Below are 25,692 nucleotides of genomic sequence, written 5' to 3'. Positions count from 1 at the left end.
TGACTTATCTTGCCTTGGAGCCACCAAGGGTTTTGCTTACGATCCAGCGATGACCAAACTCTTTCTTGAGCTTTTGAAACGAGAGTTATCAAGTTCAATCAATAATGGTGAGCAACACACTAATGGATCGTTTTTAGTCCTACCGAATATCAGGGTTTGTGGCGCAACAGCTTTAAGCTCCCCTGTAACGGTGGGGGTTCCATCACTTACCGCTTTCTTTGGCTTCGTTCACGCATTTGAACGGAATATAAATCGCACCACCTCATCGTTTCGTGTTGAATCCTTTGCGATATGCGTCCATCAACTACATGTCGAAAAGCGAGGTTTGACACTAGAGTTTGTGGAAAAAGGCAACGGGACTATATCCGCTCCCGCGACCCGGGATAACTGGCAGTGTGATGTCGTATTTAGCCTTATTTTGAACACCAACTTTGCTCAACATATTGACCAAGATACGTTAGTTACATCACTACCAAAGCGATTGGCTCGAGGTTCAGCAAAAATTGCAATTGATGACTTTAAACATATCAACTCCTTCTCCACATTAGAATCAGCGATCGAATCTCTGCCAATAGAAGCTGGTAAGTGGTTGTCACTTTACGCACAGTCAAACAATAATCTAGGTGATCTATTAGCAGCCATGACAGAGGACCATCAGCTCATGGCAAGCTGCGTCGGTTACCACTTGTTAGAAGAGCCCAAAGATAAACCAAACTCCCTCAGAGGTTACAAACACGCTTTCGCCGAGTGCATTATTGGCCTTATCAACTCAATCACCTTTGATTCAGCGACCGATGCCAACACAATCTTTTGGTCACTAAATAACCATCAAAATTACCTAGTGGTACAGCCAAGGAGTATCAACGATGAAACTACCGACAAATCTAGCCTATGAGCGCTCTATCGACCCATCAGATGTCTGTTTTTTTGTCGTCTGGCCCGATGATAGAAAAACACCTTTAACCTACAATTCTCGTACTCTGATCGGGCAAATGGAAGCGGCATCATTAGCCTATGATGTCTCAGGTCAACCAATAAAAAGTGCCACCGCTGAGGCGTTAGCTCAAGGGAACCCTCATAAAGTTGATTTCTGCCACGTTCCATATGGTGCGAGTCATATTGAATGCAGTTTCTCCGTCTCGTTTTCTTCTGAACTACGTCAACCATATAAGTGTAACTCAAGCAACGTTAAACAAACGCTAGTGCAATTAGTCGAGCTCTACGAAACGAAAATCGGCTGGGCTGAGCTAGCGACCCGATACTTGATCAATATATGCGACGGCACGTGGCTGTGGAAAAATACGCGCAAAGCTTATTGCTGGAACATCGAACTTACGCCTTGGCCATGGAACAGGGAAACAGTTAAATTTGAAGATATTCGTACCAACTACATATCACGGCAAGACTTTGAAAATCATAAAAATTGGTCTGCTATAGTTGAAATGATAAAAACCGCATTTTCTAGTACTAATGGGCTGGCAATATTTGAAGTCAAGGCCACCTTGCACTTGCCAACCAATGCTATAGTGCGGCCAAGCCAAGTATTCACAGAAAAAGAAAATGGCAGTAAAAGTAAATCTAAATCTCAAAACAGTCGAGTTTTTCAGAGTACAACTATTGATGGTGAACGAACGCCAATACTAGGTGCCTTTAAAACGGGAGCAGCTATTGCAACCATTGACGACTGGTATCCTGAAGCCACTGAGCCACTAAGGGTCGGACGGTTTGGGGTTCATCGCGAAGATGTCACTTGCTACCGTCATCCGTCTACCGGAAAAGATTTTTTTTCGATATTACAACAAGCAGAGCACTATATTGAAGTGTTGAGCGCCAACAAATCTCCCGCTCAAGAAACTATCAACGACATGCACTTTTTAATGGCTAACCTGATTAAGGGTGGGATGTTCCAGCATAAAGGAGACTGACTGTGAAATGGTATTATAAAACAATCACCTTTCTGCCAGAGTTGTGCAACAACGAGTCACTGGCTGCAAAGTGTCTTCGCGTTCTGCATGGATTTAACTATCAGTATGAGACACGAAATATCGGCGTTTCATTTCCGCTTTGGTGTGAAGCAACGGTTGGAAAGAAGATTTCATTTGTCAGCAAGAACAAAATAGAACTCGACTTACTGCTTAAACAACACTATTTCGTCCAAATGGAACAACTTCAATATTTTCATATATCCAACACTGTTCTCGTCCCAGAAGATTGTACTTACGTTTCCTTTAGACGCTGTCAATATATAGATAAGCTCACAGCAGCTGGGCAGGCAAGGAAAATCAGACGCCTTGAGAAACGTGCTCTGTCTAGAGGCGAGCAATTTGACCCATCATCTTTTGCTCAAAAAGGGCATACTGCAATAGCGCACTACCACTCACTTGGGGAGTCCAGCAAACAGACGAACCGCAACTTTCGACTCAATATCAGGATGATCTCGGATCAACACCGTGAGGGGAACTCGATTTTTAGTAGCTATGGCTTATCAAATTCAGAAAACTCGTTTCAACCTGTACCCTTAATCTGACCCTTATTTTCTGGCTTGTTACAACCATATGAAATCATTAGTGTTTTAATATACTGTAAGAAAAAGGGTAAAAACACTTCTTAGCATCTAACTAGTTGAAAATAATGAGCTAAGCTTTAAGTGGTAACGGTGAACTGCCGAATAGGTAGCTGATAATATAGAACGTGCAACGTGGAGAGAACCTTCTACGTGAACTGCCGAATAGGTAGCTGATAATTGAAAAACCGTTTTGGCCAACTCAAAGGCTATGTGAACTGCCGAGTAGGTAGCTGATAATCAACGCGCACTCTGCGACAAAGAGGGGTTCGAGTGAACTGCCGAGTAGGTAGCTGACAATTACTTATAGATGTAGTTGTTGTCTCCATAGCTGTGAACTGCTGAGTAGGCAGAGCGCATCCACAAGATCAACACCGTTACTTTCCAAACAGCCGATCGGCTGTTTGTTTTACCCCTCAAAGAGGACTATAATCCTCATTACTACTGCAAAGTAGCTGATAACAAACGAACCACCTTCATTCGAGTACAAGAGCACTTTACTGCTGAATAAGTAGATAACTACGGAAGAAGCTCTCTAACATCACACTCAAGTACATGCGCTAATTGATAGGCTTTTTCGAGTGTGATGTTTACTTCTCCTCGTTCAATTCGCCCAACATAACTTCTGTCTATGTTCGCTTGCAAAGCTAGGTGATCCTGGGACACACCTTTCTCTCGGCGTTTATTGCGTAGGTTGGTGCCAAACCGTTTCGCTAAGTCTTTCATTTAAATCGAATCACAAAATGAAAAACTATCTACGCTTGATGCAAACATTACCACGGACTATAATCCGCAAAAAAATCACTTTGAATGTGACCAATGAACAAAAAGCATCGAATTAACCGAGAGATCTACCAAACTCTTTCTCAATCTTCTTTGAATCACTTCAGTGTGATCGAAGTAAGGAACAGCATTCAAGCTAAATCTAGCCGTTTTGGAAATAGTAATAATGCCCGCCTATATGTCTCGAGGCAGTTGCATTTACTAGAAAAATTGGGATTGATGAGTAGTAAAGGGAGTGGGCGTAGTAAAGTGTTTTCTAAAACAACACTGTTTCATGAAACAGAATTTGAGCTTGTAGATAAACGTTCGACTAAGAGTCAACCTACACAGCGAGTGACAACAGACCAAAGCGCAGTGGGTACGACGCTTGAGAAAGAAAAACACGACATTGAAGCAGAACTCACGGTTACGCTCGCTGAAATTGATGAATACAAAAAGCTGATGAATCGTTCAGAAGAGTTATCGCACCTACTTAAACCCTCCTATTTAAGCACAACAAGAAAATCGGCGTTGCTACTAGCAAAATTAAATGTCTGGAGTGATGCACTTCGTGTCATTCAAGAAAACAAGGACGCCACATGCTAAGGCGTTGGCAAAACGAGTGTATAAATTTAGCTCTCGAGACTTACTTAGGAGGGAAGCAACACTTTCTGACACAGGCAACACCGGGCGCCGGAAAAACGTTCATGGCCGCCAGTCTATCAAAAAAGATGTTTGACTCAAAATTGATCGATTTTGTTATTTGCTTTTCACCGTCAAAAAGCGTCGCTGATAGCATCCAGCGTTCTCTTTTCACGCGTGCTGTCGTGTACATTTGATGGAAAAATTGGGACGGTTGGGTGCTCTATTACATACCAATCATTACGCCATTTAAGCCCTAAGTTTTGGGTAACTCTGTCGCGATATCGAGTTCTTTGTATCTTTGATGAAATACATCATTGCAGTGGCGATAGCGAAACAAATGCGAACGCTTGGGGTAACAGTATTCTTACTGACGTACAAAGTGCGGCTCGATATACATTGGCATTGACGGGCACACCATGGAGATCCAATCTCACACCAGTTACCCTAGCCTCATATACCAATCCTGAAGGTCAGATAGTCTGTGACTATCAATATTCACTCGCTCAGGCCATAAAGGATAGAGTGTGTCGCCGACCGAAAATTGTTCTTGTTGATTGTCATCACTCAGTCGTCTCAAGTCCAGGAACAAAGGATAGCTATCGCTCAATGAGCGAGCTAATTGAAAAAGGCAAAGTCAGCTATTCTATGATAATACAAAATGATGATGCTCTTGCTCATATTCTGAGTGAAGCCGTTAGTCGGTTACAAAAAATCAGAAGCGCCAACAAAAAAGCCGGCGGTCTCATCGTCGCTTCATCTGTAGAACACGCAAGATACATAGATAGTATCCTCAGAGAGGATTTCAATCAGTCAACAAGTATAGTCACCTACAGAGAACAAAATGCTCAAGATTTAATTAACCAATTTAGAATAAGTAGTACTGAATGGATTGTGAGTGTTGGGATGGTGAGCGAAGGCACTGATATACCGCGCCTTCAGGTATGTTGCCATCTAAGCAACGTGAAAACGGAACTTTATTTCAGACAAATTCTAGGGCGTATCCTTCGAACGACCACATGTCCAAATCAAGAGGCCTGGTTTTATACATTCGCAGAACCAAGCCTGAACCGATTTGCGGAGGAAATCGAAAATGACATTCCTGAGACTTGTAGGTATATCAAGATCAATCAAGAGCATACTGACGAAATCGACGTCCTATCACGTGAGGCAAATCCCCCTTTTTCAATTCAGGATACACCCACAATGTTCACTCAAAAGCTACTCTGGACAAGTAATCAATCTGAAGTGGCTGCTGTCAATTCAAACACTCACAATAACACCGACATCACATTAAACCACTTCAAACAAAGGGTAATTGAAGCTTTTAGATATGCGTAGTCCACCCACGCTTGTCCGTTCCTGTGCCGCTTTGTTGTCAAAGCGGTTTCGAGTAACCATTCCAACTAGTTTGCAGTTTTGCCCCATAGTTTCACCAGATCACAGACGGCTCCAAGGTCTAGATTGCTATACTAATTTTATATGACCATCTGTGACATAGGAATGTAATGAACTATTACGCTGAGGATCCCTTCTAGGTAATGCAAACCTGGAGGGTAAATGAAAAAGCTAAAACAACAGTATCGTTGTGGGAATGTGGCGCATGGAGATTATCTATGGGATGTGTATCCCAGAGTACGTAGTGGCACCCACAAACATTTTTCAACCAAGCAGGAGAAGAGCTATTTTTTCCTCCACAAAGTTGAATACAGTGAGTACCCGCTTAAACTGCGACCTGCTAGAGGAAAATCACTAGCTAACCCTTGGGATGACTATCCGGCATATGTTTACAATGTTGCTAAGTGCTGGAAGCATAAATCAAAAAGGCGTCACCAGTACTACAAGTAAATATATGTCATTGGGCCTCGCTAGTGCGGGGCTTTCTTCTATCAGTCCACATGTTGGCTGCCGATTCGCTGGTATTGCCTCAAAGCGTCTTTCACTGTTAATACGCAGATTGCGAAACGCAAGTTGCCTGATGAACTCAAAACTGTGCCAAAGTTTGTTTCAGCGCGTTTGTTCTAACGGCAGCCTAGCTGATTTTGCTATACTGCAACTAATATGAATCTCCTGTCAGGTTGTATGCGATGAGCAAGAAAAAATTGACCGAAAAAGAACTGTTAGAAGGGATGACTTCTTATAATGCTCACAATGACTTGCTCGCCAAGGCCGAACCAAAATCTGATTGGCTGTCTTTCGCCGATGAGGTAGAACGGGTTACAGATGATTTCATGGCTGACCGAAATGAGGTTTTCGATAATTCCAGTTCAGGTCTAGTGAACCCAGAGATTTTTCTTTCAAACCTCAAGTCAGCGCTTGATTGCCTTCCAGATGGTGATATTGAACTTTGCGATTTGGGCAATGAAATTGGCCGAGTCATTGCAAACTTAAACTCACCACATAAGTGTCATCTGCGGGACGTACTGCATGGCATAGAGCATGGCTTTGACTTGATTGCCAAAGCAAGAGGTGTTGAAAATGAGTAACTCTGCCCAAACGCCGGATCTCGGAACTAAGCGTAAGCTTAAACAGGAAGTTTGTGAATTGATTCATAATTTACTAAATTAGCAAAGTCGTCGACACAGTTCTGCCCCATTCCTTCTTAGACCTTGTATCTACTTCAAATTGCAGGCTTCCATTTAAGGTTACTTTACCTAATGGCGGACATCAGTAATCTATTGGGTTCCTTTTCTCTGTGGCTTTTTAAGCGGATAACTTTTTTCAATGGTGCCGCGTACTTTGAACGTTAACATAGAGGCTCAGAGCGCTATTTTACCCCCTTAAAATAGGCAAAATGAGGGTTTTTAAGATCTTGATTTTTAGTGTTTTTATTTTGGTGATGTGATGTGGCTTTGATGGTAGTGTTGCGTCCAGTTCATCATAGGAGTAAACATGGAAACCTACCGTCACACATATCGACACCACAGTTTTTCACATCAAGATCTAAGTGATATTACTTTCACTGCTTGCACCTTTATCCGATGCGATTTTCGACGTGCTAACTTGCGTGATGCGACATTTATTAACTGCAAGTTCATTGAACAGGGTGATATCGAAGGTTGCCATTTTGATGTCGCAGACCTTCGCGATGCAAGTTTCCAACAATGCCAGCTTGCGATGGCAAACTTTAGTAACGCCAATTGTTACGGTATTGAGTTACGTGAGTGTGATTTAAAAGGGGCCAACTTTTCCCGAGCAAACTTTGCCAATCAAGTGAGTAATCGTATGTACTTTTGCTCAGCCTTTATTACTGGATGTAACCTGTCTTATGCCAATATGGAGCGGGTCTGTTTAGAAAAATGTGAGCTGTTTGAAAATCGCTGGATAGGGACTCACCTCGCGGGCGCATCACTGAAAGAGTCAGACTTAAGTCGAGGTGTTTTTTCTGAAGATGTCTGGGGACAGTTTAGCCTACAGGGTGCTAATTTATGCCACGCCGAACTCGACGGTTTAGATCCTCGAAAAGTCGATACATCAGGTATCAAAATTGCCAGCTGGCAACAAGAACTGCTTCTCGAAGCGTTGGGTATTGTTGTTTTTCCTGACTAGATGCTTACGAATACCTGCTGATAAACTATACACAACATTAATACATTTTCTAATTCAAATCACCAGAGCTAGAGCAATACTTCTAGCTCATTCTTGTCCAAAAACTTGCAACTTCTCCCTCAGTCTTCAGTAATGACATCTTCTGGATAAACATGTTTTTGCTGACGTGAGCTATCGCGCAAGGGGAAACAAAGCACTTCAAAAAATGTCTCTAGGAGAGATGTCCTTTTCTTGCTGGTTAAGGTAGTTCTCCCATCCGATGTCTTTAGGCGGCTGTTTAATCCTTAGCTCGTTCACGTTTACCCGAAAAGGGTTTTGTTTTTCGCATGCAGCCTTACTAACTTTTGGAGCCGCTTTGGCAAAATGCTCGAGTAAAATCTTATTTGAGTTATCTCGTAATGCGAGACGGCTCGACCTATTAATTAGCTTTCTTATGCGTCGCAAATTGCCTTGAGAGAAGGCGTATATACGTTTCATCATATCAGGTGATGCCAGAGCTGAAGATTCATGAAACGGAAGAGCCTCATCAAGCATTGTAAGAAAGGTCTTATATAGAGTGCGATTTTCTTTATTGTTCAATCGAAAAGGCTCTAGTGTATGTTGTAGCTCAAAGCGGCCCGCCAATTGATTATTTGCCTCCAAAATCAACACTGAGTAAGGCATGCCAAACAGTACCACTGGAATCTTCGAACGAACGATGAGCATTTTCAACCAATCAGCTGCACTATGTAAGATTTGTTTGTTTTTCCTATCAATCATGTGTTGAAATTCATCAATAATGATTAACTCTACTCCACACAACTTCATTAAATCACTCATTTCTTTGGCAATTTTGACAGGGTCATTCCCTCTTGAAAAAGCTAGTGGATCTCCAAGATCGGATAACAATTGTTCGGAAGCTGTTATTGGGGTGGCATTAGGAGGAAGTGATGTGGACAAAATAGGTATGATAGAGCCGTCGTTTGTCTCAGATCGAGGGTTTTTAGCTAAGTATTTATTAATTAACGTTGTTTTACCAGCGCCCGTGTCTCCTACGACAATCATACAGTCTGGCTCATGGATACCGTCACTGAACTCTCGACAATCTGAAATATCGTCAATGATGTCGGTAATTTTGGGGTTTTGGATAAAGATCTGTTTGACTTTATCAGCAGTTGTTTCAACTTGTTGACGCTCCATATCAATTACCTCAATGACAACTCACTCTATTGACCAACCCCTAGTATTGACTTCAATATCCCAATCGAACTCATCATCAAGATCTGAGGTAGCCTTGGCATTAACATCCGTCTGTTGTTTCTTCGTTTCAAAAGTTGCTCTTTCTGAATGTTCTTTCACTCGTTGTACTCTAGCCGTTGTAGTTATGCCTAAAGAGTTTCGCTTTTTGCTCCGCCCTGTTTTTTCAATTGCATCATCGATAATACAGAGGATTTTTTGCCACGCTTTAACGACATCTTTGTGATTGTAATTTTTCCTAATGTGCCGTCTTGCGTAGTTACAGCAGGTTTTGTGAAGCCATTCTGAAACAGAATAGGCATAGTCAGCGTCGACCGCTTCAACCGCGAAGAACTCTTCCTTTATTTCATCAAGTACATAGATCCTTCCGAGACAACTGGGGTCATATTTAATGTGTACTTTTACACTTTTTCTACTGCTACACGTTTGGCTACCGAAATAGCGCGCTAGACGGGCACTAGAGTAGCGTATTGTCGTGCCAAGTCTAACCCCATTTTTGTCAAGAGTGACTTGATGGTTTTTTCCGAGATTGAACTTTAATTCTTCTCTTGTGCCGTTAAAAGGTCGAGGGGGAACAGAAGAATTGACAGCATCGATCCAGCTTAAATTTGGGATATTGTTTTCAAGCCCATTTTTCCCATTCTGATAGATATCAACTATCCAGATATGAATCATTTCTTGAAGAAGTAAACTGTCAATTACAGCATTTTCAAGCGGGTCGTAGTCTTTCCTCTCGAATACGTTAGTAAAGCTCTTTCCGGGTATCCTAGAGAGTAGTCGATTATTGATTGTGCGAAAGTAACGCTCTACTGATCCCTTGAGCCAAGGCTTTTTGGTCGGGTTTTTCTTCACCTTTACTTTCAGCGCTTTGCACGCAATTTTGAAATCTCTACTGTTAAACTCAGCACCATTATCAACAATCAAATGTTCCGGCAAACCATAACAAGGCCATCTCCCCTCTACCGAGGGATATAAATCTTTGACGTAATCTTTGGGCAAAATGGCATTTTCTAGTGCCAATGAAACTGAAAGATAGCTCGGTGGCTCGAATCCCAAATAGAAGCCTATGATGCTCTTAGTGTGTGTATCGTATAAAAGCGTAAGCCAAGGTCTGCCCAACGGTATGCCATGGCGTTCATCAATAACAAATAAATCAAGTCTAGTATGATCTGCCTCTACGCGTTCCAATGCACGTGTTGTTGCCGGTCGTTGGCCTACTTTCCTAAAAGTCGAGTCGGCAGCACTTTTTCCCTTTCTAAGTAGAATTTTTTCGTACTCAGAGTGCTTTCTCAGTCGCTTCCTAAATGATTGTATTGAAAACAAACTATACTGAGTGTCATGCATTTCGTTGTACCTAGAAACTTCAGTTTCAAGTGTGATGTATGCCGACGCCGCAGTTTGCTTTTCAACTGAAAAGTAGTCTTTTATCGCTTCTTGAACTAATGGCTCGAGTTCTTCAGGCAAGTTGTAGCCTGTGTTCCCTGCCGTGATTTTAGGGATAAGTGATGACAACTGAAAATCAGATTTTTTAAAGGCTCTCCAGTACCGATAAATGGTGATTGCAGAAGGCGTGCTTGAACCGAACTTTTCTTCTAAAGTTGGCAATGCTTCATCTATTTCCTTTTTTGAAAAATTATTTCCATATCGCTCAATAAGAAGTTCAAGAACGTTGTATCTATGGATAGCTTCGTCTCTTCGCTCTTCACTAACACCAAAAACGTCCTTGAAAACCAAATCGACGTCTTCCCAAAGAGGAAGCGATAACGTTTCCTTAGGCTTTGATTGCACGCCAGAACTTGAGCTTGGAAACAGCTCACCAAATCGCTCTGTGTCTTCATCATTCATATCTATGCGCTCCAAATCGGAGTTTGCCAATTAATCGGCTGATGCATATCGATTTTCAAAAGTTGTCTGGCAATCAGGTCATAAAGAGCTGGTAATGATCTAGAAGAATGAACTGAAGAGTATTGAACGATTTGCTCTATTCGTAACTCTCCATATTTCCTGAATAAGCTCAGTATCTGGCGCTGGAGTGAATTAAGACGATCATCGCAGGCATACCGATGGATGATCTTCAAGTTATCGAGCAACGGGTATATTTGAATATCGTCCTCAGTTAGAACTCGTAGGTCATTCCCCATACTAAGCGCTTGTTCTTTTTTCGCGGAAAAAGTTTCCTTGAACTCTTCAGTTTCCGCAATGCGCTTTGGTTTTATCTCATAAAATGGTTGGTAAGAGTCATAGTAAGTTACTAAAAAGTCAGGTGTATACTTACGTCGCTTACCATCGAGATGATACTCGAAACCAATGGGTTGAGCTTCAAAAGTTAAAATCTGTGCTGAAAATTCAAAGTGAAAACAGGCATCAAACTCTAAGTCGGACTCGACTGTATGAATGGAGTCAGTTTTGAGGCTGACAAAACGTGAGATGTTTTTTACTGACGAGTTTCTAAGAATTCGTTTTTTCATAGTAAACAACCATACCTGTAGTAAACTTACTCAAGTGTTGTACACTTTGTAAGCTATTTCAAGGTATGGTTGTTTTTATGTCACGGTATGGTTTCGTAAAATCAATGTATGGTTGTTTTTACACACTACTCCAAAGTGCTTAAATCACTCTTTGCCGAATACGTTGTTTTCTTGTTCTTGTACACGAATAAACGTCGTGCGTTTCGTTAACTCTTTAAGCTTTGCTGCGCCTACATAGGTACACGTTGAGCGCACACCACCCAGGATGTCTGAGATAGTGCCGTGAACACTGCCACGGAATGGAAGAAGTACGGTTTTTCCTTCGGCTGCGCGGTACTTAGCCACACCACCAGAGTGCTTGTCCATAGCCGACTGAGAAGACATGCCGTAGAACTTCATGAAGGTTTTGCCGTCTTTTTCTACCAGCTCACCGCCTGATTCTTCATGACCCGCGAGCATGCCGCCAAGCATGACAAAATCCGCACCACCACCGAACGCTTTGGCTACGTCACCGGCGCAAGAACAGCCACCGTCACCGATGATCATGCCGCCAAGGCCGTGCGCTGCATCCGCACATTCGATGATGGCGGAAAGCTGCGGGTAACCCACCCCCGTTTTCACGCGAGTAGTACACACCGAACCCGGGCCAATACCCACTTTGACGATGTCGGCACCGGCTAGAATCAACTCTTCACACATGTCGCCTGTAACGACGTTACCCGCAGAGATGGTCTTCGTTGGGAATGCTTGGCGCACTTGCTGGACAAACTCCACCAAATGCTCAGAGTAGCCATTTGCGATGTCAATACAGATAAATTCCAAGTCATCGCTGAGGGCGAGAATTTGCTGTGTCTTTTCGAAATCACGCTGTGAAGTACCCGTTGAAACAAACACTTTATTGAGCGTTTCTGGTGTGGCATTGGCGACAAACTCAGCCCACTGCTCAACAGAGTAGTGCTTGTGCATTGCCGTCATCACGCCGTGCTCAGCAAGTGCGGTTGCCATTTCAAAGCTGCCGACAGAGTCCATGTTGGCAGCGATCACAGGCACGCCGGACCATTGACGGCCACTATGCTTGAATGTAAAATCGCGGGTTAAATTTACTTGAGAACGACTTTTTAGGGTAGAACGTTTCGGGCGAAACAGGACATCTTTAAAGCCTAACTTAAGTTCTTGTTCGATACGCATGGATTACCATTCCTTTCTCTTCAAATCGGAGTGTCGGTGCGTTTTCGGTACGCTTTGGCAGAAGCGTGACTGAGTTTCGGACACAAAAAAACCGGAGCGTTGGCAGACGCTCCGGTTTTCAGCATTATAGGTTGTGATTTGTTTCCTGCAAGACTGATATTGTTAGATTTTTTGTGATACAGTTCGGTTAAGTCGCATACCTAAATTCCCTACCCTTTAAATTTCTTCTTAACTTTTCATTATTAGTCAGACAGTTACCGACACCCAGCCAAACGTTTGCTTTTATCGCTCGCTCATTTCCAGCGCACTCATCTGGGTTATTTCACCTTATCCACTCACACCCTGAGCGACGGGTATTCAAAACAGACGGCGTTTTCCGCTCAAATTTCAGGCAAAAAAAATGGCCAAGCACGAAGCTTGACCAAATGGGTAGACAAAACTGACGTTGTTTTGTGATTAGAAATCGTAACGCGCGCCTAGACGAAGTGTATCTTCACCCGCGGTAACTAGACCTTCTGCGTTTTTCTCTTCGCTGATGCCATTGATGAAGTAAGAAACGTAAGTGCGGAAGTTGCTGTTAAATTTGTAGTAGCCCGCAATTTCTACGCCATCGGTCGCGTCGGCTTTTGTACCGTCAGACGCTTCGTTCTCTTGATAAGTGTACAGAACCGCCGCTGAGAATTGCTTGGTAAACTTGTATTGCGCCGCGAGTTCGTAGGCCGTGAATTCAGAGCCAGCACCTTCCTCAATTTCGTTGTCACCTTTTGAGTAGGTGCCCGCTAAGTACAGGTTATCTAAGGTGTAACCCAAACCAGCAAGCACTTGCGAATCATCTAAATTGCCGCTTTCCGCCGCTGAATACGCTAAACCGATATCTAGCCCCATAGGTGCAGAATAAAAACCTGCAAGGCTGTAGCCGTCTGCGTCTTTTTCGCTGTTCGCTTGGTAGGTAACTTCAAGTTGTAGTGAATCAAAGCCACCACGGTAGGCGATCACACTGCTCGCTTTATCACTAGACGCATCAATCGCTTGTTGTACGCCAGAAAACTCAGTGATATCGGTCATATCAGATACGATGACTGATGCCATGTCTTGCTTACCAACGGAGAAAGCTTGCCCATCAAAGTCGACACCAGCGTACATGTAGCGATTTTTGAAGTCAGAATCTACTTTTTGTTCTGCTTCGTAGACAGCAAACGCCGTCATACCGTCTTGAATTTCACTTTTACCTTTAAGATTAAGGCGAGCACGTGAAGAATCTTCCATAGTACCTGGAATCTCTTCACCGTCCTCGTTACCAATGAAATCACCACGAAACTCAACACGACCACCCACTTTGAATTCAGTACCGTCAGCTTTGTAAACTGTTGCCGCCAATGCGGAACCTGAAGTGAGAACCGCCAACACAGCTGATGCTAGAACTGCTTTATTCATCTTACTTACCTTTTTTAATCAAAGAGCTTCATTGCTCAAACCAATTCAATGGCGACTAAGTTAGTCAGACTCTATGAAGGTTTCATGGCTCGTTGATGACACTTTGGTGGCAGTTTTATGTAATGATGATGACAAAACCTTATTTAAAATCAGTCAATTAATTTAGATTGAATAGAAAAACGCAGACTTAGATTAAAAAATAGCCGCTATCGTTCATCTTTAGGAGAGTCCATCACCACCATGGTGGATATGGAATTGACTTGTCGGCACTCACCCAGCACATCCGCGTGAAATTTTTTGTAACTGGGCAGATCTTTCGTCTCGACTCTAAGCAGATATTCGTTCGATCCTGTGATGTTGTGGCACTCCACCACTTCATCAACAAACCTGACATGATCTTCAAATTCCAACTGGGCTTGCTTGCGATGACTGGCTAGCCCAATCGACACGTAGGCGACAAAGCCAACACCCAACTGCCCATTATCGAGCACCGCGCGATACCCTTTGATCACCCCTCTTTTTTCCAACTCTTGCACACGTCGCAAGGTTGCTGAGGCTGAGAGCCCAATTCGCTCAGATAGCTCTACATTGGATATTCTTCCGTCATTTTTTAACTCACGCAATATCCTGTCGTCGTATTTATCCATCTTGATAATTCATGTCTTTTGGTGGCGAATTTACACAAATAAAAACACACAATTGCTCGTACGACAACATACGATAAGGATTCATTTCTCGATTAAGGATTGCATCATGTTACTGGATCAAGTGATTGCGCTGACTCTGTTCGCGTTCGTTTCTACCTTTACCCCGGGGCCCAACAACGTCATGTTAATGACCAGTGGCGCCAACGTCGGCTATCTAAGAACGCTGCCGCACATCGCTGGTGTGGTGTTAGGCTTTGCGTTTATGGTGCTACTAGTTGGGCTCGGGTTGACGCAAGTTTTCATCACCTATCCAGCGCTTCATCAAGGGTTAAAGTGGCTCAGCTTACTCTACCTTGGTTACCTCGCGGTAAAAATTGCATTGAGCGGACAAGTCTCCAGTCAGGAGGCGTATAAACCGCTGACTTTTCTTAATGCCGCCGGGTTTCAGTGGGTCAATCCCAAAGGCTGGTCAATGGCACTGACGGCGGTCACGCTCTATAGTAATGGAGGAGGTGTATGGGAACTGTTGGTGATCTCCAGCGCATTTATGCTCGTGAATTTCCCCTCTTGCTCCTTTTGGGTATTGGCAGGCAAAGAGATGCAACGCTGGTTAACCAGCACCACTCGCGTGCGCGTGTTTAACGTCACGATGGCACTGCTGTTGGTCGCCTCTACCTTACCGATGCTGTGATTCACCTCAACGCTGTTGGTGCGGATGTGCTTTTGGTTAATTTACACCTTTCGAATGTAAATTTAGTTAAAGGAACTGACATTAACGAGGTTGAGCTGTTAATCTTAAATGCGAAAAAGAATAATTATCGACAACGACTGTCGAGCTCAACCTGATTGTAAGAGTCCTCATTATGAAGAAGCCTTCACCAAAACTGCTTACTGTTGTATCAACAGAGACCATCACACCCAATATGCAGCGCATCGTATTGCACGGCGACGCCTTAAGTGACTTTCCCCATGACTGCGATGGCGGTTACATTAAACTACTGTTTAACGCAGAAGGTGGCACCGATCTCACTTCACAACAAGAAGGTCAGCGCCCCATCATGCGTACCTACACCATTCGACACTTTGACTCGGCCGCACGCACTCTTGAGGTGGATTTTGTTCGTCACGAAACCCGCGACTTAAGTTGCGGCTTTGCGGCGCGTTGGGCGATGTCCGCTCAGGTGGGCGATACCATCTCAATTGCCGGCCCTGGCACCATTGCGCCCATCAACACAGATGCCGACTGGTTTTTTATGGTCGCCGATATGACTGCGCTCCCTGCTCTGTCGGCCAAAATCAAACAACTGCCTGAAGACGCACGCGGTTATGCGGTGATTCAGGTTCAATCCGAGCAAGATAAACAAGCCTTAACGATACCCAGTCACTTTAATGTACTTTGGGTCACCGAAGACAAACCTTTGGCGGAGCATGTCAAAGCGCAACCTTGGTTGGCAGGTCAAGCGTCCATTTGGTGTGCCTGTGAGTTTGATTCGATGCGCCAACTGCGCCAGTATTTTAGAAATGAGAAAGAGGTGGACCGCGACTTCATCTACATCAGCAGTTATTGGAAGCAAGGTGTCTCAGAAGATGGCCACAAGCAAATTAAAAAGCAAGACGCCGATAGCCTCGCCTAGTTACTCACTAACCGGCTCGCGCTGTGCGAGCCTCTCTGCCAGAAAATCAATCACAAGGCGAACCTTGTGCGACAAATTTCGATTGTGGGGATACAGCGCCCAAATGCCTTCTCGGTCAACGCGGTAATCGGTGAGTACTTCGGTCAATTGGCCCGATTCTAAATCCTGTTTGACGTAGTAGTCGGGCAGTTGAATCAAACCAAGGCCGCGCTTTGCCGCGCTGCGCAGCGCAAAACCAGAGTTACAGCGTACGCGACCCGAAACTTTAATCGCTCGCTCTCGCGTCCCTTCGACAAACCGCCAATGATCCAGTGACCCAACCAAGCAACTGTGATTCACCAGTTCAGACAAGGTATGCGGCTCGCCATAGCGCGCCAAATAAGCCGGTGAAGCACAGACGTGAATTTGCCGAGATGACAGCCGCTTTGCAATCAAACTGGTGTCTTGTAAGCGGCCAAGGCGCACGGCGATATCAACACCTGATTCAATCAAATCCAACGTTTGATTGGTGAGATTTAAGTCCAGATCCACTTGCGGATAGTGCTCCAAAAACTCATTAAGGATCGGCGCGACATGCGACTCGCCATAGGCCACTGGCGCAGTGATTTTCACCATGCCTTTTGGGCTCGATTGCATTTGTGTCACAGAGAGCTCTGCCAATTCAAGCCCTTCGACCAGATGTTTGCAGCGCTGAAAGTACACTTGACCCGCTTCGGTGAGCGAGACTTTACGCGTTGTGCGGTTAAGCAGTTTAACCGCTAGCCGCTCTTCAAGCGCAGCGACCTTACGGCTGACTTGCGCCACAGAGGTATTCAATTTTTTGGCCGCGACAGTAAACGATTGATGATGACCCACTGCGACAAACTCGTTCACCCCTTCCCAATTCGCCATGACTCTCTCCTCATTTGAATTCGCCAATTATTACATATACGTAAAAATCATTTGCAAATCCACCTCATTATCAACAAAAGCGAAACAGTATAAGGTAGTAATGAAATAGGACGCTGCAGCTTTCGCTATTGTTGCTAGGCTTAGAGCGTCTGCCCACTGCTAAAAAAGAGGAATACCCGATGGCACTTGATATTAAACCCGGTCAGGAATTCATTAAGTCTAAAGCCGCTGTGGCTTGGGCGGCTGGCGAGCCACTGAAAATGGAAGAAGTGGATGTCCAACTGCCGAAAAAAGGCGAAGTGTTGGTGCGTATCGTGGCGACGGGCGTATGCCACACCGATGCTTACACGCTCTCAGGTGACGATCCAGAGGGGGTATTCCCCGCGATTCTCGGTCATGAAGGCGGCGGCATTGTCGAAATGGTTGGCGAAGGCGTAACGAGTGTTTCCGTCGGCGATCACGTCATTCCACTCTACACCGCAGAATGTGGTGAGTGTAAGTTCTGTACCTCGGGTAAAACCAACTTGTGCCAAGCGGTACGTGAAACACAAGGCAAAGGGTTGATGCCTGATGGCACCACGCGCTTTTACAAAGATGGCCAGCCTATTTTCCACTACATGGGCTGCTCAACCTTCTCTGAATACACTGTGCTTCCAGAGATTTCACTGGCGAAAGTCAACAAAGAAGCGCCGCTTGAAGAGGTGTGCTTGCTCGGCTGTGGCGTCACCACTGGTATGGGCGCGGTCTTAAACACGGCGAAAGTACAAAAAGGCGATACCGTTGCGATTTTTGGCCTCGGTGGTATTGGTCTATCGGCGATCATCGGTGCACGTATGGCGGGTGCGGGTCGTATCATTGGTATCGACATCAACGAGAGCAAATTTGATTTGGCCAAGCAACTGGGTGCGACCGATGTCATCAATCCACAATCCTTTGATCGCCCCATTCAGGAAGTGATCGTCGAAATGACGGACGGCGGTGTCGATTTCTCTTTTGAGTGCATTGGTAACGTCAATGTGATGCGCTCTGCGCTCGAGTGTTGCCACAAAGGTTGGGGCGAGTCAGTGATCATTGGTGTGGCTGGTGCAGGCCAAGAGATCTCAACCCGTCCATTCCAATTGGTGACAGGTCGTGTATGGCGCGGCAGTGCCTTTGGCGGCGTTAAAGGCCGTTCTGAGCTGCCCGACATTGTTGAGCGCTACCTAGCGGGTGAATTTGGCTTGCAAGAGTTCATCACGCACACCATGGGCCTGGATGAGGTCAACCACGCGTTTGATCTGATGCATGAAGGTAAGAGCATTCGCTCTGTCATCCACATGGACAAATAACCCGCCCGCACACTCATCATTCGTCTGCCGTCACACTGTGGCGGCAGCCAACGTTAGGAGCACACGATGACCTTAACTAACCTATCGCAAGCCAAAGTGGCCCAAGGCTGGCACAAGCAATATAGCCATGACTCTGAGGTGCTAAACTGCACCATGCGTTTTGCGCTGTTTTTGCCGCCCAATGCCAGTGCCACCTCGCCTGTCCCCGCTTTGTATTGGCTATCTGGCCTCACCTGTACTGACGAAAACTTCATGCAAAAAGCTGGTGCGTTCAAAAAAGCGGCCGAACTTGGCCTAGCAATCATCGCACCCGATACCAGCCCGAGAGGTGACGAGGTCGCCGATGACCCGGAGTACGACCTAGGCAAAGGCGCCGGATTCTACCTCAACGCCACACAGCCACCTTGGAAAAAGCACTATCAGATGTACAGCTACATCACCGAAGAGTTGCCGACCCTGATTGAATCGCACTTCCCTATCTCCTCGCTGCGCTCCATCTCTGGCCACAGCATGGGCGGACACGGCGCGTTGACGATTGGCCTGAAAAATCCGCATCTGTACCAGTCGATTTCCGCTTTTAGTCCGATTTGTCATCCGATTCATGTCCCTTGGGGACAAAAAGCGTTTCAGGCGTATCTCGGTTCAGATGTCGAAACATGGAAGCCATACGATGCGTGTGAGCTATTGAAATGTGGGCCATCACCTTTGCCTATCCTTGTCGACCAAGGTGATGCGGACAACTTTTTAAACGATCAACTCAAACCAGAGATGCTGTTTGCCGCGGCAAAAGCCCATGACAGCCATTTGGAACTGCGCATGCAAAGTGGCTATGACCACAGCTACTTCTTCATCTCGAGCTTTATTGATGATCATCTCGAGTTTCACGCCAAACACCTCGCTTTGATTGACGCGTAACACGCTCTCGCTGGCATTCAAACGCTAATTCGGTACAATCGGCGCCAGATTGAATCAAGAATGAATGCCAGCCATGCACCAACCGGACTCGCTGTTTACTCGCTTTGAACCAGCGATAGATACCCGCACACTACCTGAGAAGTTCACCTTCCCCTTTTACTACCAGCCGCATCCGCTGTGCGTGGCAGCAGCTACGCAGTTGCAGCAACACTTGATGAGCCAAACCCAGTGGCAGCATGACTTTGGTGTTTCGCCAAACGGCGCTCTGAAGAGTGATTCTGCAGCCGTGCAACACTCAAGTGGAAAAATGTTTGGAGTGCTGTTAGTGCGCTCACCGCAAGGTGAGATTGGTTTCTTTTCTGCTTTTTCAGGCAAAATTGCTGACCAAAACCTTCTGCCCGGTTTTGTCCCGCCCGTCTTTGACATGCTCGCGGAAGAGAGCTTTTTCCGCCGAGAATTAGCGCAAATCACCGACATTAATGCGCAAGTCACCGCTTGGCAGAAAAACCACGATCTGACACCGCTTATCGAGGCGCTCACCACGCTCAATCAAACGTTCGCCACAAAGGAGCACGCTCTGAGACAAACCATGATCGCGCGCCGTGCTGAGCGTAAAGCAGAGCGTCAAACCCTACAAAGCGAGCCACACAGCGCTGAGCAGCAAGCGCGCCTCGATGAATTAGCAAAACAGAGTGTCGCGGATAAAAACCGCCTCAAGTATCTAAAACTGGAGTGGGAAGAGAAAGCGACAGCATTGCAGCGACGCATTGACGAACAACGAGCGCAGTTAGATGCGTTAAAACAAAAGCGCAAAACGCTCTCAAACCAACTGCAACACAAGTTGTTTGACCACTATCAGTTTCTCAATGCACGCGGTGAATCACGCTCACTCAATGCGATTTTCGCCCCAACCACCACCCCGACGCCCCCTGCTGGCGCAGGCGAATGCGCTGCGCCGAAACTGCTCCACTACGCGTATCAGCATGGTTATACGCCACTGGCTATGGCGGAGTTTTGGTGGGGAGTGTCACCCAAATCGGAAATTCGCCAGCATCGTCATTTTTATCCATCGTGCAATAGTAAGTGTCAACCGATTCTCGGCCACATGCTGCAAGGGCTAGAGGTGGATGACAATCCACTTGAGCAAAACTGGGCCGAAAACCTGCCCCTCGACATTATCTATGAAGATGACGCCATGGTGGTGGTCAATAAGCCTTCAGGCCTACTTTCAGTCCCGGGCAAAACCATCACAGATTCCGCCTACACCCGTTTGACTGAGCGCTACCCTGAGTGTGAAGGGCCGTTTGTTATTCACCGATTAGATATGGCGACCTCTGGGCTTTTGGTGTTCGCTCTCACGCGCCGTGCGAACAAAAGCCTGCAAAAGCAGTTTATCTCTCGCCAAGTACAAAAACGCTACATCGCGCTACTCGATGGCCAAGTGCCTGGCAATGAAGGGGAGATTTCGCTGCCGCTACGAGGCGACCCAGACGATAGACCACGCCAACTGGTTTGCTTTGAACACGGCAAACCGGCGTTAACCCATTGGCAATTGATTGAACAACGCGATGGCCGCAGCAAGTTACGGCTTTACCCAAGAACAGGACGCACCCATCAATTGCGCGTTCACTGTGCCCATTACCTTGGCCTCGCCATCCCGATTGTCGGTGATGCGCTCTACGGCCATAAAGCTGATCGCCTACATTTGCATGCTGAGCGATTGGAGTTTGAGCATCCTTACACTAAAGAGCCGCTCATCTTCGAAGCGCCGTGTGAGCTTTAAAAAAAGCCGCATAGTGTTGATGCTATGCGGCTTATGAACTCATGCTATGGCAGTGAGAATGAGGGCGCGAAACACCCACTTAAACGCTTGGCGTAATCTCCATCACCACTGCTTGATAGGGCGCTAAGGTTAATCCATCAAGGTTAAATTCCGCTTGCGGATAGTTGTTGATCAACACTTGTTTGGCTTGATACGGATAGCGGCGCTCTAAGGTTTGATCAGTAAAGTTCGCCACAACCAACAGCGCGCGACCGCTTTGCTCATCTTGCCTCACATAGGCGTACACTTCACTGTCTTGCGGGTCGAGCAGTGTGTGACGGCCATACACCACCACATCACCAAACTCTTCACTTTTACGCAGCGCAATCAGAGCGCGGTAGTGATGGTAGATCGAGTTAGGATCAAGCACCGCTTGCGCCGCATTGATCTCTGGATAGTTGTCATTGACCGGCAACCACGGTGTCCCGGTTGTGAATCCGGCATTGGGCGCGTCTTCCCACTGCACTGGCACTCGGGCATGGTCGCGTGAGAAGTCGTTGAGAAACGCCAATGCGTCTTCCTCGGTCATGCCACGCTCCATCATTTTTTGATAATGGAACTTAGCCATCAAATCGTTGAACTCCTCGATACTGGCAAAGTGCTTGTTGGTCATGCCAATTTCTTCGCCTTGATAGATGTAGGGCGTGCCGCTCATCATGTGCAGCACCGTACCGAGCATTTTCGCACTGATGACTCGATATTGCGGCGAATCACAACCGTAGCGAGAGACGGTACGCGGCTGATCATGATTGCTCCAATAGACGCTGTTCCAGCCTTTTTGGTACAAATCGTCTTGCCAACGTGTCATGATCTCCTTGTACTGCACCAGATCGAACGGCTTTTTCACTGCGTTATGCTCTTCGCGATCAATGCTGACGTGCTCAAATTGGAAAATCATGCTGATCTCTTTGCGATCAGGGTGCGAATAGTAGCGGCCATCTAAGGTCGTCGTGAAGGGCGTTTCGCCTACCGTCAACACATCGTAATGCTGAAGTACCTTCTCATGCATTTCACGTAAGTACTGGTGCACCAACAGGTTATTGGACCAATGTTCCCAGCCTGCGACACCGGCATCAAAAATGGTCGCATCGGGAAAATCAGATGGCTTACCAATCATGTTGATCACATCCATGCGAAACCCGCCAAGCCCCTTTTTGAGCCAAAAATGCATCATCTCATACACGGCTTCACGCACTTCTGGATTAGCCCAGTTGAGATCCGGCTGGCGGTTGCTAAACAGGTGCAAGTAATACTGGCCAGTATTCTCATCCAGTGTCCACGCTTTGGGCTTAAAGAAAGACTCCCAGTTGTTGGGTTCACTGCCATCGGGTTTGGGATCTTTCCAGATGTACCAATCGCGCTTAGGGTTATCCTTGCTGCTTTTAGATTCAATAAACCAGGGATGTTCATCAGAGGTATGGTTCACCACCAGATCCATCACAATCTTGATGCCGCGTTTGTCCGCTTCTGCCAACAGCCTGTCCATGTCCGCCATGGTGCCAAATTCTGGTGCGATCTGCTGATAGTCTGAAATGTCGTAACCGTTGTCATCCATCGGTGACTTGTAAACAGGACTGAGCCAAATCACATTGGCTCCGAGCTCTTGAATGTAATCCAGTTTGTCGATGATGCCCGGAATATCACCAATCCCGTCCCCATTAGAATCATTAAAGCTTCTTGGGTAGATTTGGTACACCACAGCATCGTGCCACCAGCGTTTTTCCAGTTGTCCCGTCGTCATGGGAGACTCCTTAGCAAGTTAACTGCTGGTGCGAACCACCAGCTCTGTGTCCAATTGGACAGTTTCGTAGGGGATGTGTCCAAGCGCCATTTGCGCCGCCACTTGGCCCTTTTTCATAATCGGTTGAGCAATCGTTGTCAGGCCCGCTTGCGCCGCTTTCGGAATGCCATCAAAGCCGACAACGCGCAGTGTATCGGGCATAGAAAGACTAAGTTCATTGGCCACATCCAGCGCGGCAAGCGCGATTTTGTCACTCATACAGAGCAGCACATCGACTTTTTTCGGGTTGGCCAACGCGCCGCGCAGCATGGTTTTCAGGCTGGTTTCGTCAAGGTCGTGAATCTGCCAGACGTTCTCGTAGGCCAAATCAATCCCGCTTTCTGCCAAAGCTTTTTTATAACCTTCAAATCGGCAACGCGAGACGGACTCTTCACTGGTATACAGTGAGCTCAGGTTCGCCAGTGACATGGAGGTCGATGGCTCTAGACGCAGGCCGAGAATCAACACATTGTCATCCGGGCTACGAATGGCGTGTTTAGCAATCTCATAGCACGCGGTGAAGTTATCTACGTTCACGGAAGGAATATCAGGAAGAGAGAAATCCACCGACACCACCGGCTTGTGTTGACGCAAAATCAGATTGATCACGCTCGGGTCCATCGGCTTACCATAGACGATAAAGCTATCCGGAATGGTTTCCACCTGCGTATTTTGGTAGTTCTCGTGATTGGAGGGCAGCAGCAGCATATTGACGTGTGCTGCGTCCAAGGTTTTTGATATTCCCGCGAGAAATTCGGTCGCCACCGGATCGGTAAAATTGTACGCCAGGCTGTCTGCCAGCAATACACCAATCACGCCCGTTTTCCCCGTTCTTAAACTGCGCGCCGTAATGCTTGGCCCCGTGTAACCAAGCGTTTCACACTCCGCCAAAATTTTCTCACGCAGAGACTGGGAGAGTTGGTTGGGACGATTGAAAGCGTTCGACACCGTCGCGGTCGAGACCCCAAGATGGGCCGCCACGGTTTTCAACGTCGGTTTTCGCCTTTCACTGCTCATCGCACTACCACTCCTTCACTGACTCCCTGAGTGAACCACACCAACGGCGTCGATAGTTCAGGGTTATATGTCACAATTCTAAATCGATTAAGAAGAAATAAGGAACTCACTTAATCACTAAAAATTGATTAGTTTGACAGCGGTCATAGAGTGAGCAGCAAACCAGAGAAAAATTTGATCAAAAGCACAAGATTGAGCAGAAAAACAGGCGAATTTGAAATAACGTCTTATGTTGTTTATTGATAGCTTAATCGATTAAGAAATTTCTGGTCTTTATAGAAGTTATAGAATCTTGATGGGTTAAGTCTAGGGAATAACATCAATTATAACAATGAAACAAAGTATCTGAACCCACCCTAACCCATTGAAGGTAAAGGGTATCGAATACATGGAGTCTTACTGATGAAAACCTCTCTACTTGCTGGTGCAATCGCGGTCGCGATTTCTGGTACCTCCGCGTTTGCCGCCGAACTGAAGTACGCACCGGGTGAAGACGCTCGCTTTAATTGGCAGAGCTACGAAGCACTCAAAAATATGGATTTAAAAGGTGAAACCGTCACCGTATTCGGCCCTTGGTTGACCGAAGATAAGGAGCTGGTGGAAAGCGTTATCGCCTACTTCGAAGCGGCAACAGGCGCCGTGGTGAAATACTCTGGCTCAGACTCGTTTGAGCAGCAAATCGCCATCGATGTACAAGCAGGTAGTGCGCCAAACATTGCGATCTTCCCGCAGCCAGGTCTTGCGGCTGATTTGGCCTCAAAAGGCTTCCTCACGCCACTTGAGCCTTCCATGGCCGACTGGATTAATGATAACTATGCGGCAGGCTCATCCTGGGTCGACCTGGGCACATTTACCGGCAAAGATGGCAAAGAAGCGCTCTACGGCTTCTTCTATAAAGTCGATTTGAAATCACTGGTTTGGTATGTGCCTGAAAACTTTGAAGACGCAGGCTACGAAGTACCAGAAACGATGGAAGAGCTTAAAGCGCTTACCGATCAAATCGTCAAAGATGGTGAAACACCTTGGTGTGTCGGTCTAGGTTCTGGCGGCGCAACCGGCTGGCCAGCCACTGACTGGGTAGAAGACATGATGCTGCGCACCCAATCACCCGCAGATTACGACAAATGGGTGAGCAACGAGCTGAAATTCAACGACGCGAAAGTGGTCGGCGCAATTGAAGAATTCGGCTGGTTTGTTCGCAACGACGCCTACGTGGATGGCGGCGCGCGTGCGGTCGCTGCAACTGACTTTAGGGATTCGCCAAAAGGTCTCTTTACCTCTCCGGCCAAATGTTACATGCACCGTCAAGCGTCATTCATTCCAAGCTTCTTCCCTGAAGGAACGGAACTGGGCGCGGATGCGGACTTCTTCTACTTCCCTGCTTATGAGTCCAAAGACTTAGGTAAACCGGTACTGGGTGCCGGCACCATGTGGAGCATCACCAAAGATTCCAAAGCGGCTCGCGCGTTCATGGAGTTCCTCCAATCGCCGATTGCGCATGAAATTTGGATGGCTCAGTCTGGTTTCTTAACACCGCACAAAGGCGCTAACGTGGATGCGTACGGCAACGACACCTTGAAAAAACAAGGTGAGATCTTACTTCAAGCCACAACCTTCCGCTTTGACGGCTCTGACTTGATGCCAGGTAAAATCGGCGCAGGCGCATTCTGGACAGGCATGGTCGACTACAGCGGCGGTAAATCGGCGCAAGATGTCGCCAACGACATCCAAAAAACCTGGGATGCGCTCAAATAGTTCATCTCATCCCATGCGGGCTACCCAAGGTAGCCCGCTGATGAGACTGCCGTATTGATGT

General features: G+C 46.3%; 25 protein-coding genes. 15 read left to right on the top strand and 10 right to left on the bottom strand.

From position 1 onward, the window contains the following. The 3 genes from AC6R0R_RS01200 to cas6f all read left to right on the top strand — a co-directional run. On the top strand, window positions 1–895 hold an 895-nt coding region (locus AC6R0R_RS01200; RefSeq protein WP_500625393.1), incomplete at its 5' end, for a type I-F CRISPR-associated protein Csy2. Continuing rightward, window positions 867–1,925 carry a type I-F CRISPR-associated protein Csy3 gene (csy3, locus tag AC6R0R_RS01195; protein WP_500625392.1) on the top strand — a complete coding sequence of 353 codons (1,059 nt, stop codon included), beginning with the start codon at window positions 867–869 and terminating at the stop codon, window positions 1,923–1,925. The genes AC6R0R_RS01200 and csy3, both read left to right, overlap by 29 nt. Window positions 1,926–1,927: 2 nt before the next feature. Continuing rightward, on the top strand, window positions 1,928–2,527 hold the full coding sequence (gene cas6f / locus AC6R0R_RS01190; protein ID WP_500625391.1) for a type I-F CRISPR-associated endoribonuclease Cas6/Csy4: 600 nt from the start codon (window positions 1,928–1,930) through the stop codon (window positions 2,525–2,527). Window positions 2,528–3,082: 555 nt separating this feature from the next. On the opposite strand, the gene AC6R0R_RS01185 is transcribed toward cas6f, so the two are convergent. After that, entirely contained in the window at window positions 3,083–3,289 is a 207-nt protein-coding gene (locus AC6R0R_RS01185) for a helix-turn-helix domain-containing protein (RefSeq protein WP_032480064.1), read from the bottom strand. Between the two features lie 93 nt (window positions 3,290–3,382). Here AC6R0R_RS01185 and AC6R0R_RS01180 point away from each other — a divergent pair, with 93 nt between their 5' ends. The 6 genes from AC6R0R_RS01180 (at window position 3,383) to AC6R0R_RS01155 (ending at window position 7,516) form a co-directional block, all read left to right on the top strand. Next, window positions 3,383–3,931, top strand: a complete 549-nt coding sequence (locus AC6R0R_RS01180) for a VspR family transcription factor (RefSeq protein WP_500625390.1) — start codon at window positions 3,383–3,385, stop codon at window positions 3,929–3,931. Further along, window positions 3,925–4,164, top strand: a complete 240-nt coding sequence (locus AC6R0R_RS01175) for a DEAD/DEAH box helicase family protein (RefSeq protein WP_500625389.1) — start codon at window positions 3,925–3,927, stop codon at window positions 4,162–4,164. The genes AC6R0R_RS01180 and AC6R0R_RS01175 overlap by 7 nt, the downstream gene beginning before the upstream one ends. A gap of 412 nt (window positions 4,165–4,576) precedes the next feature. Beyond that, window positions 4,577–5,308 carry a DEAD/DEAH box helicase gene (locus AC6R0R_RS01170; RefSeq protein WP_500625388.1) on the top strand — a complete coding sequence of 244 codons (732 nt, stop codon included), beginning with the start codon at window positions 4,577–4,579 and terminating at the stop codon, window positions 5,306–5,308. Window positions 5,309–5,527: 219 nt separating this feature from the next. Next, a complete protein-coding gene (locus AC6R0R_RS01165; protein ID WP_500625387.1) occupies window positions 5,528–5,815 on the top strand; it encodes a hypothetical protein in 288 nt (95 codons plus the stop codon). A gap of 239 nt (window positions 5,816–6,054) precedes the next feature. Continuing rightward, a complete protein-coding gene (locus tag AC6R0R_RS01160; protein ID WP_500625386.1) occupies window positions 6,055–6,453 on the top strand; it encodes an AbrB/MazE/SpoVT family DNA-binding domain-containing protein in 399 nt (132 codons plus the stop codon). A 406-nt stretch (window positions 6,454–6,859) separates the two neighbouring features. Further along, window positions 6,860–7,516, top strand: coding sequence for a QnrS family quinolone resistance pentapeptide repeat protein (locus AC6R0R_RS01155; protein WP_500625385.1), 657 nt, complete (start codon window positions 6,860–6,862; stop codon window positions 7,514–7,516). Between the two features lie 198 nt (window positions 7,517–7,714). Here AC6R0R_RS01155 and AC6R0R_RS01150 read toward each other — a convergent pair whose 3' ends face one another. The 6 genes from AC6R0R_RS01150 to AC6R0R_RS01125 form a co-directional block, all read right to left on the bottom strand. Then, a complete protein-coding gene (locus AC6R0R_RS01150; RefSeq protein ID WP_032480131.1) occupies window positions 7,715–8,695 on the bottom strand; it encodes a TniB family NTP-binding protein in 981 nt (326 codons plus the stop codon). 21 nt (window positions 8,696–8,716) lie between these two features. Next, the gene (locus AC6R0R_RS01145; protein ID WP_500625384.1) at window positions 8,717–10,597 is read right to left on the bottom strand and encodes a TnsB C-terminal domain-containing protein; all 1,881 of its coding nucleotides are present in this window, start codon (window positions 10,595–10,597) and stop codon (window positions 8,717–8,719) included. A 2-nt stretch (window positions 10,598–10,599) separates the two neighbouring features. Next, window positions 10,600–11,220, bottom strand: a complete 621-nt coding sequence (locus AC6R0R_RS01140; RefSeq protein ID WP_032480133.1) for a TnsA endonuclease N-terminal domain-containing protein — start codon at window positions 11,218–11,220, stop codon at window positions 10,600–10,602. A gap of 144 nt (window positions 11,221–11,364) precedes the next feature. Beyond that, window positions 11,365–12,408 (bottom strand): GMP reductase, encoded by a 1,044-nt coding sequence (locus AC6R0R_RS01135; RefSeq protein ID WP_500625383.1) that lies wholly within the window; start codon window positions 12,406–12,408, stop codon window positions 11,365–11,367. A 456-nt stretch (window positions 12,409–12,864) separates the two neighbouring features. Next, complete coding sequence (locus AC6R0R_RS01130) at window positions 12,865–13,842, bottom strand: porin (RefSeq protein WP_500625382.1); 978 nt, start codon at window positions 13,840–13,842, stop codon at window positions 12,865–12,867. 206 nt (window positions 13,843–14,048) lie between these two features. Then, the gene (locus tag AC6R0R_RS01125; RefSeq protein ID WP_487903489.1) at window positions 14,049–14,489 is read right to left on the bottom strand and encodes an Lrp/AsnC family transcriptional regulator; all 441 of its coding nucleotides are present in this window, start codon (window positions 14,487–14,489) and stop codon (window positions 14,049–14,051) included. Window positions 14,490–14,595: 106 nt separating this feature from the next. Between AC6R0R_RS01125 and AC6R0R_RS01120 the strand changes: the two genes are divergently transcribed. After that, window positions 14,596–15,180 (top strand): LysE family translocator, encoded by a 585-nt coding sequence (locus AC6R0R_RS01120; RefSeq protein ID WP_500625381.1) that lies wholly within the window; start codon window positions 14,596–14,598, stop codon window positions 15,178–15,180. Window positions 15,181–15,352: 172 nt separating this feature from the next. Then, window positions 15,353–16,123, top strand: coding sequence for a siderophore-interacting protein (locus AC6R0R_RS01115; RefSeq protein ID WP_500625380.1), 771 nt, complete (start codon window positions 15,353–15,355; stop codon window positions 16,121–16,123). Here the strand turns inward: AC6R0R_RS01115 and AC6R0R_RS01110 are convergent, their stop codons facing one another. Continuing rightward, a complete protein-coding gene (locus tag AC6R0R_RS01110; protein WP_500625379.1) occupies window positions 16,124–17,014 on the bottom strand; it encodes a LysR family transcriptional regulator in 891 nt (296 codons plus the stop codon). It lies immediately after the preceding gene. Between the two features lie 179 nt (window positions 17,015–17,193). On the opposite strand from AC6R0R_RS01110, the gene AC6R0R_RS01105 reads away from it, so the two are divergent. The 3 genes from AC6R0R_RS01105 (at window position 17,194) to AC6R0R_RS01095 (ending at window position 21,040) form a co-directional block, all read left to right on the top strand. Further along, window positions 17,194–18,342 carry an S-(hydroxymethyl)glutathione dehydrogenase/class III alcohol dehydrogenase gene (locus AC6R0R_RS01105; protein WP_500625378.1) on the top strand — a complete coding sequence of 383 codons (1,149 nt, stop codon included), beginning with the start codon at window positions 17,194–17,196 and terminating at the stop codon, window positions 18,340–18,342. Between the two features lie 66 nt (window positions 18,343–18,408). Next, complete coding sequence (gene fghA / locus AC6R0R_RS01100; RefSeq protein WP_500625377.1) at window positions 18,409–19,257, top strand: S-formylglutathione hydrolase; 849 nt, start codon at window positions 18,409–18,411, stop codon at window positions 19,255–19,257. Between the two features lie 73 nt (window positions 19,258–19,330). Further along, the gene (locus AC6R0R_RS01095) at window positions 19,331–21,040 is read left to right on the top strand and encodes a pseudouridine synthase (protein ID WP_500625376.1); all 1,710 of its coding nucleotides are present in this window, start codon (window positions 19,331–19,333) and stop codon (window positions 21,038–21,040) included. 79 nt (window positions 21,041–21,119) lie between these two features. Here the strand turns inward: AC6R0R_RS01095 and AC6R0R_RS01090 are convergent, their stop codons facing one another. Further along, window positions 21,120–22,820, bottom strand: coding sequence for a glycoside hydrolase family 13 protein (locus tag AC6R0R_RS01090; protein WP_500625375.1), 1,701 nt, complete (start codon window positions 22,818–22,820; stop codon window positions 21,120–21,122). Between the two features lie 18 nt (window positions 22,821–22,838). Beyond that, window positions 22,839–23,876, bottom strand: a complete 1,038-nt coding sequence (locus AC6R0R_RS01085) for a LacI family DNA-binding transcriptional regulator (RefSeq protein ID WP_500625374.1) — start codon at window positions 23,874–23,876, stop codon at window positions 22,839–22,841. 402 nt (window positions 23,877–24,278) lie between these two features. Between AC6R0R_RS01085 and AC6R0R_RS01080 the strand changes: the two genes are divergently transcribed. Beyond that, window positions 24,279–25,631, top strand: coding sequence for an ABC transporter substrate-binding protein (locus tag AC6R0R_RS01080; protein WP_500625373.1), 1,353 nt, complete (start codon window positions 24,279–24,281; stop codon window positions 25,629–25,631). Window positions 25,632–25,692: the final 61 nt, after the last annotated feature.

This window comes from Vibrio sp. R12-SW3-ISO1, assembly GCF_059834005.1.
This window is presented reverse-complemented; position numbering and strand designations above follow the sequence as displayed.

What these genes read in the sequence shown, in the direction of transcription:
- AC6R0R_RS01185 (WP_032480064.1), bottom strand. Translation starts at nt 3,289, where the DNA reads ATGAAAGACTTAGCGAAACGGTTTGGCACCAACCTACGCAATAAACGC.
- AC6R0R_RS01080 (WP_500625373.1), top strand. Translation starts at nt 24,279, where the DNA reads ATGAAAACCTCTCTACTTGCTGGTGCAATCGCGGTCGCGATTTCTGGT.
- AC6R0R_RS01170 (WP_500625388.1), top strand. Translation starts at nt 4,577, where the DNA reads ATGAGCGAGCTAATTGAAAAAGGCAAAGTCAGCTATTCTATGATAATA.
- AC6R0R_RS01085 (WP_500625374.1), bottom strand. Translation starts at nt 23,876, where the DNA reads ATGAGCAGTGAAAGGCGAAAACCGACGTTGAAAACCGTGGCGGCCCAT.
- fghA (WP_500625377.1), top strand. Translation starts at nt 18,409, where the DNA reads ATGACCTTAACTAACCTATCGCAAGCCAAAGTGGCCCAAGGCTGGCAC.
- AC6R0R_RS01105 (WP_500625378.1), top strand. Translation starts at nt 17,194, where the DNA reads ATGGCACTTGATATTAAACCCGGTCAGGAATTCATTAAGTCTAAAGCC.
- AC6R0R_RS01090 (WP_500625375.1), bottom strand. Translation starts at nt 22,820, where the DNA reads ATGACGACGGGACAACTGGAAAAACGCTGGTGGCACGATGCTGTGGTG.
- AC6R0R_RS01180 (WP_500625390.1), top strand. Translation starts at nt 3,383, where the DNA reads ATGAACAAAAAGCATCGAATTAACCGAGAGATCTACCAAACTCTTTCT.
- AC6R0R_RS01095 (WP_500625376.1), top strand. Translation starts at nt 19,331, where the DNA reads ATGCACCAACCGGACTCGCTGTTTACTCGCTTTGAACCAGCGATAGAT.
- AC6R0R_RS01125 (WP_487903489.1), bottom strand. Translation starts at nt 14,489, where the DNA reads ATGGATAAATACGACGACAGGATATTGCGTGAGTTAAAAAATGACGGA.
- AC6R0R_RS01140 (WP_032480133.1), bottom strand. Translation starts at nt 11,220, where the DNA reads ATGAAAAAACGAATTCTTAGAAACTCGTCAGTAAAAAACATCTCACGT.
- AC6R0R_RS01150 (WP_032480131.1), bottom strand. Translation starts at nt 8,695, where the DNA reads ATGGAGCGTCAACAAGTTGAAACAACTGCTGATAAAGTCAAACAGATC.
- AC6R0R_RS01110 (WP_500625379.1), bottom strand. Translation starts at nt 17,014, where the DNA reads ATGGCGAATTGGGAAGGGGTGAACGAGTTTGTCGCAGTGGGTCATCAT.
- AC6R0R_RS01155 (WP_500625385.1), top strand. Translation starts at nt 6,860, where the DNA reads ATGGAAACCTACCGTCACACATATCGACACCACAGTTTTTCACATCAA.
- AC6R0R_RS01120 (WP_500625381.1), top strand. Translation starts at nt 14,596, where the DNA reads ATGTTACTGGATCAAGTGATTGCGCTGACTCTGTTCGCGTTCGTTTCT.
- AC6R0R_RS01175 (WP_500625389.1), top strand. Translation starts at nt 3,925, where the DNA reads ATGCTAAGGCGTTGGCAAAACGAGTGTATAAATTTAGCTCTCGAGACT.
- AC6R0R_RS01135 (WP_500625383.1), bottom strand. Translation starts at nt 12,408, where the DNA reads ATGCGTATCGAACAAGAACTTAAGTTAGGCTTTAAAGATGTCCTGTTT.
- AC6R0R_RS01145 (WP_500625384.1), bottom strand. Translation starts at nt 10,597, where the DNA reads ATGAATGATGAAGACACAGAGCGATTTGGTGAGCTGTTTCCAAGCTCA.
- AC6R0R_RS01160 (WP_500625386.1), top strand. Translation starts at nt 6,055, where the DNA reads ATGAGCAAGAAAAAATTGACCGAAAAAGAACTGTTAGAAGGGATGACT.
- AC6R0R_RS01165 (WP_500625387.1), top strand. Translation starts at nt 5,528, where the DNA reads ATGAAAAAGCTAAAACAACAGTATCGTTGTGGGAATGTGGCGCATGGA.
- AC6R0R_RS01115 (WP_500625380.1), top strand. Translation starts at nt 15,353, where the DNA reads ATGAAGAAGCCTTCACCAAAACTGCTTACTGTTGTATCAACAGAGACC.
- csy3 (WP_500625392.1), top strand. Translation starts at nt 867, where the DNA reads ATGAAACTACCGACAAATCTAGCCTATGAGCGCTCTATCGACCCATCA.
- AC6R0R_RS01130 (WP_500625382.1), bottom strand. Translation starts at nt 13,842, where the DNA reads ATGAATAAAGCAGTTCTAGCATCAGCTGTGTTGGCGGTTCTCACTTCA.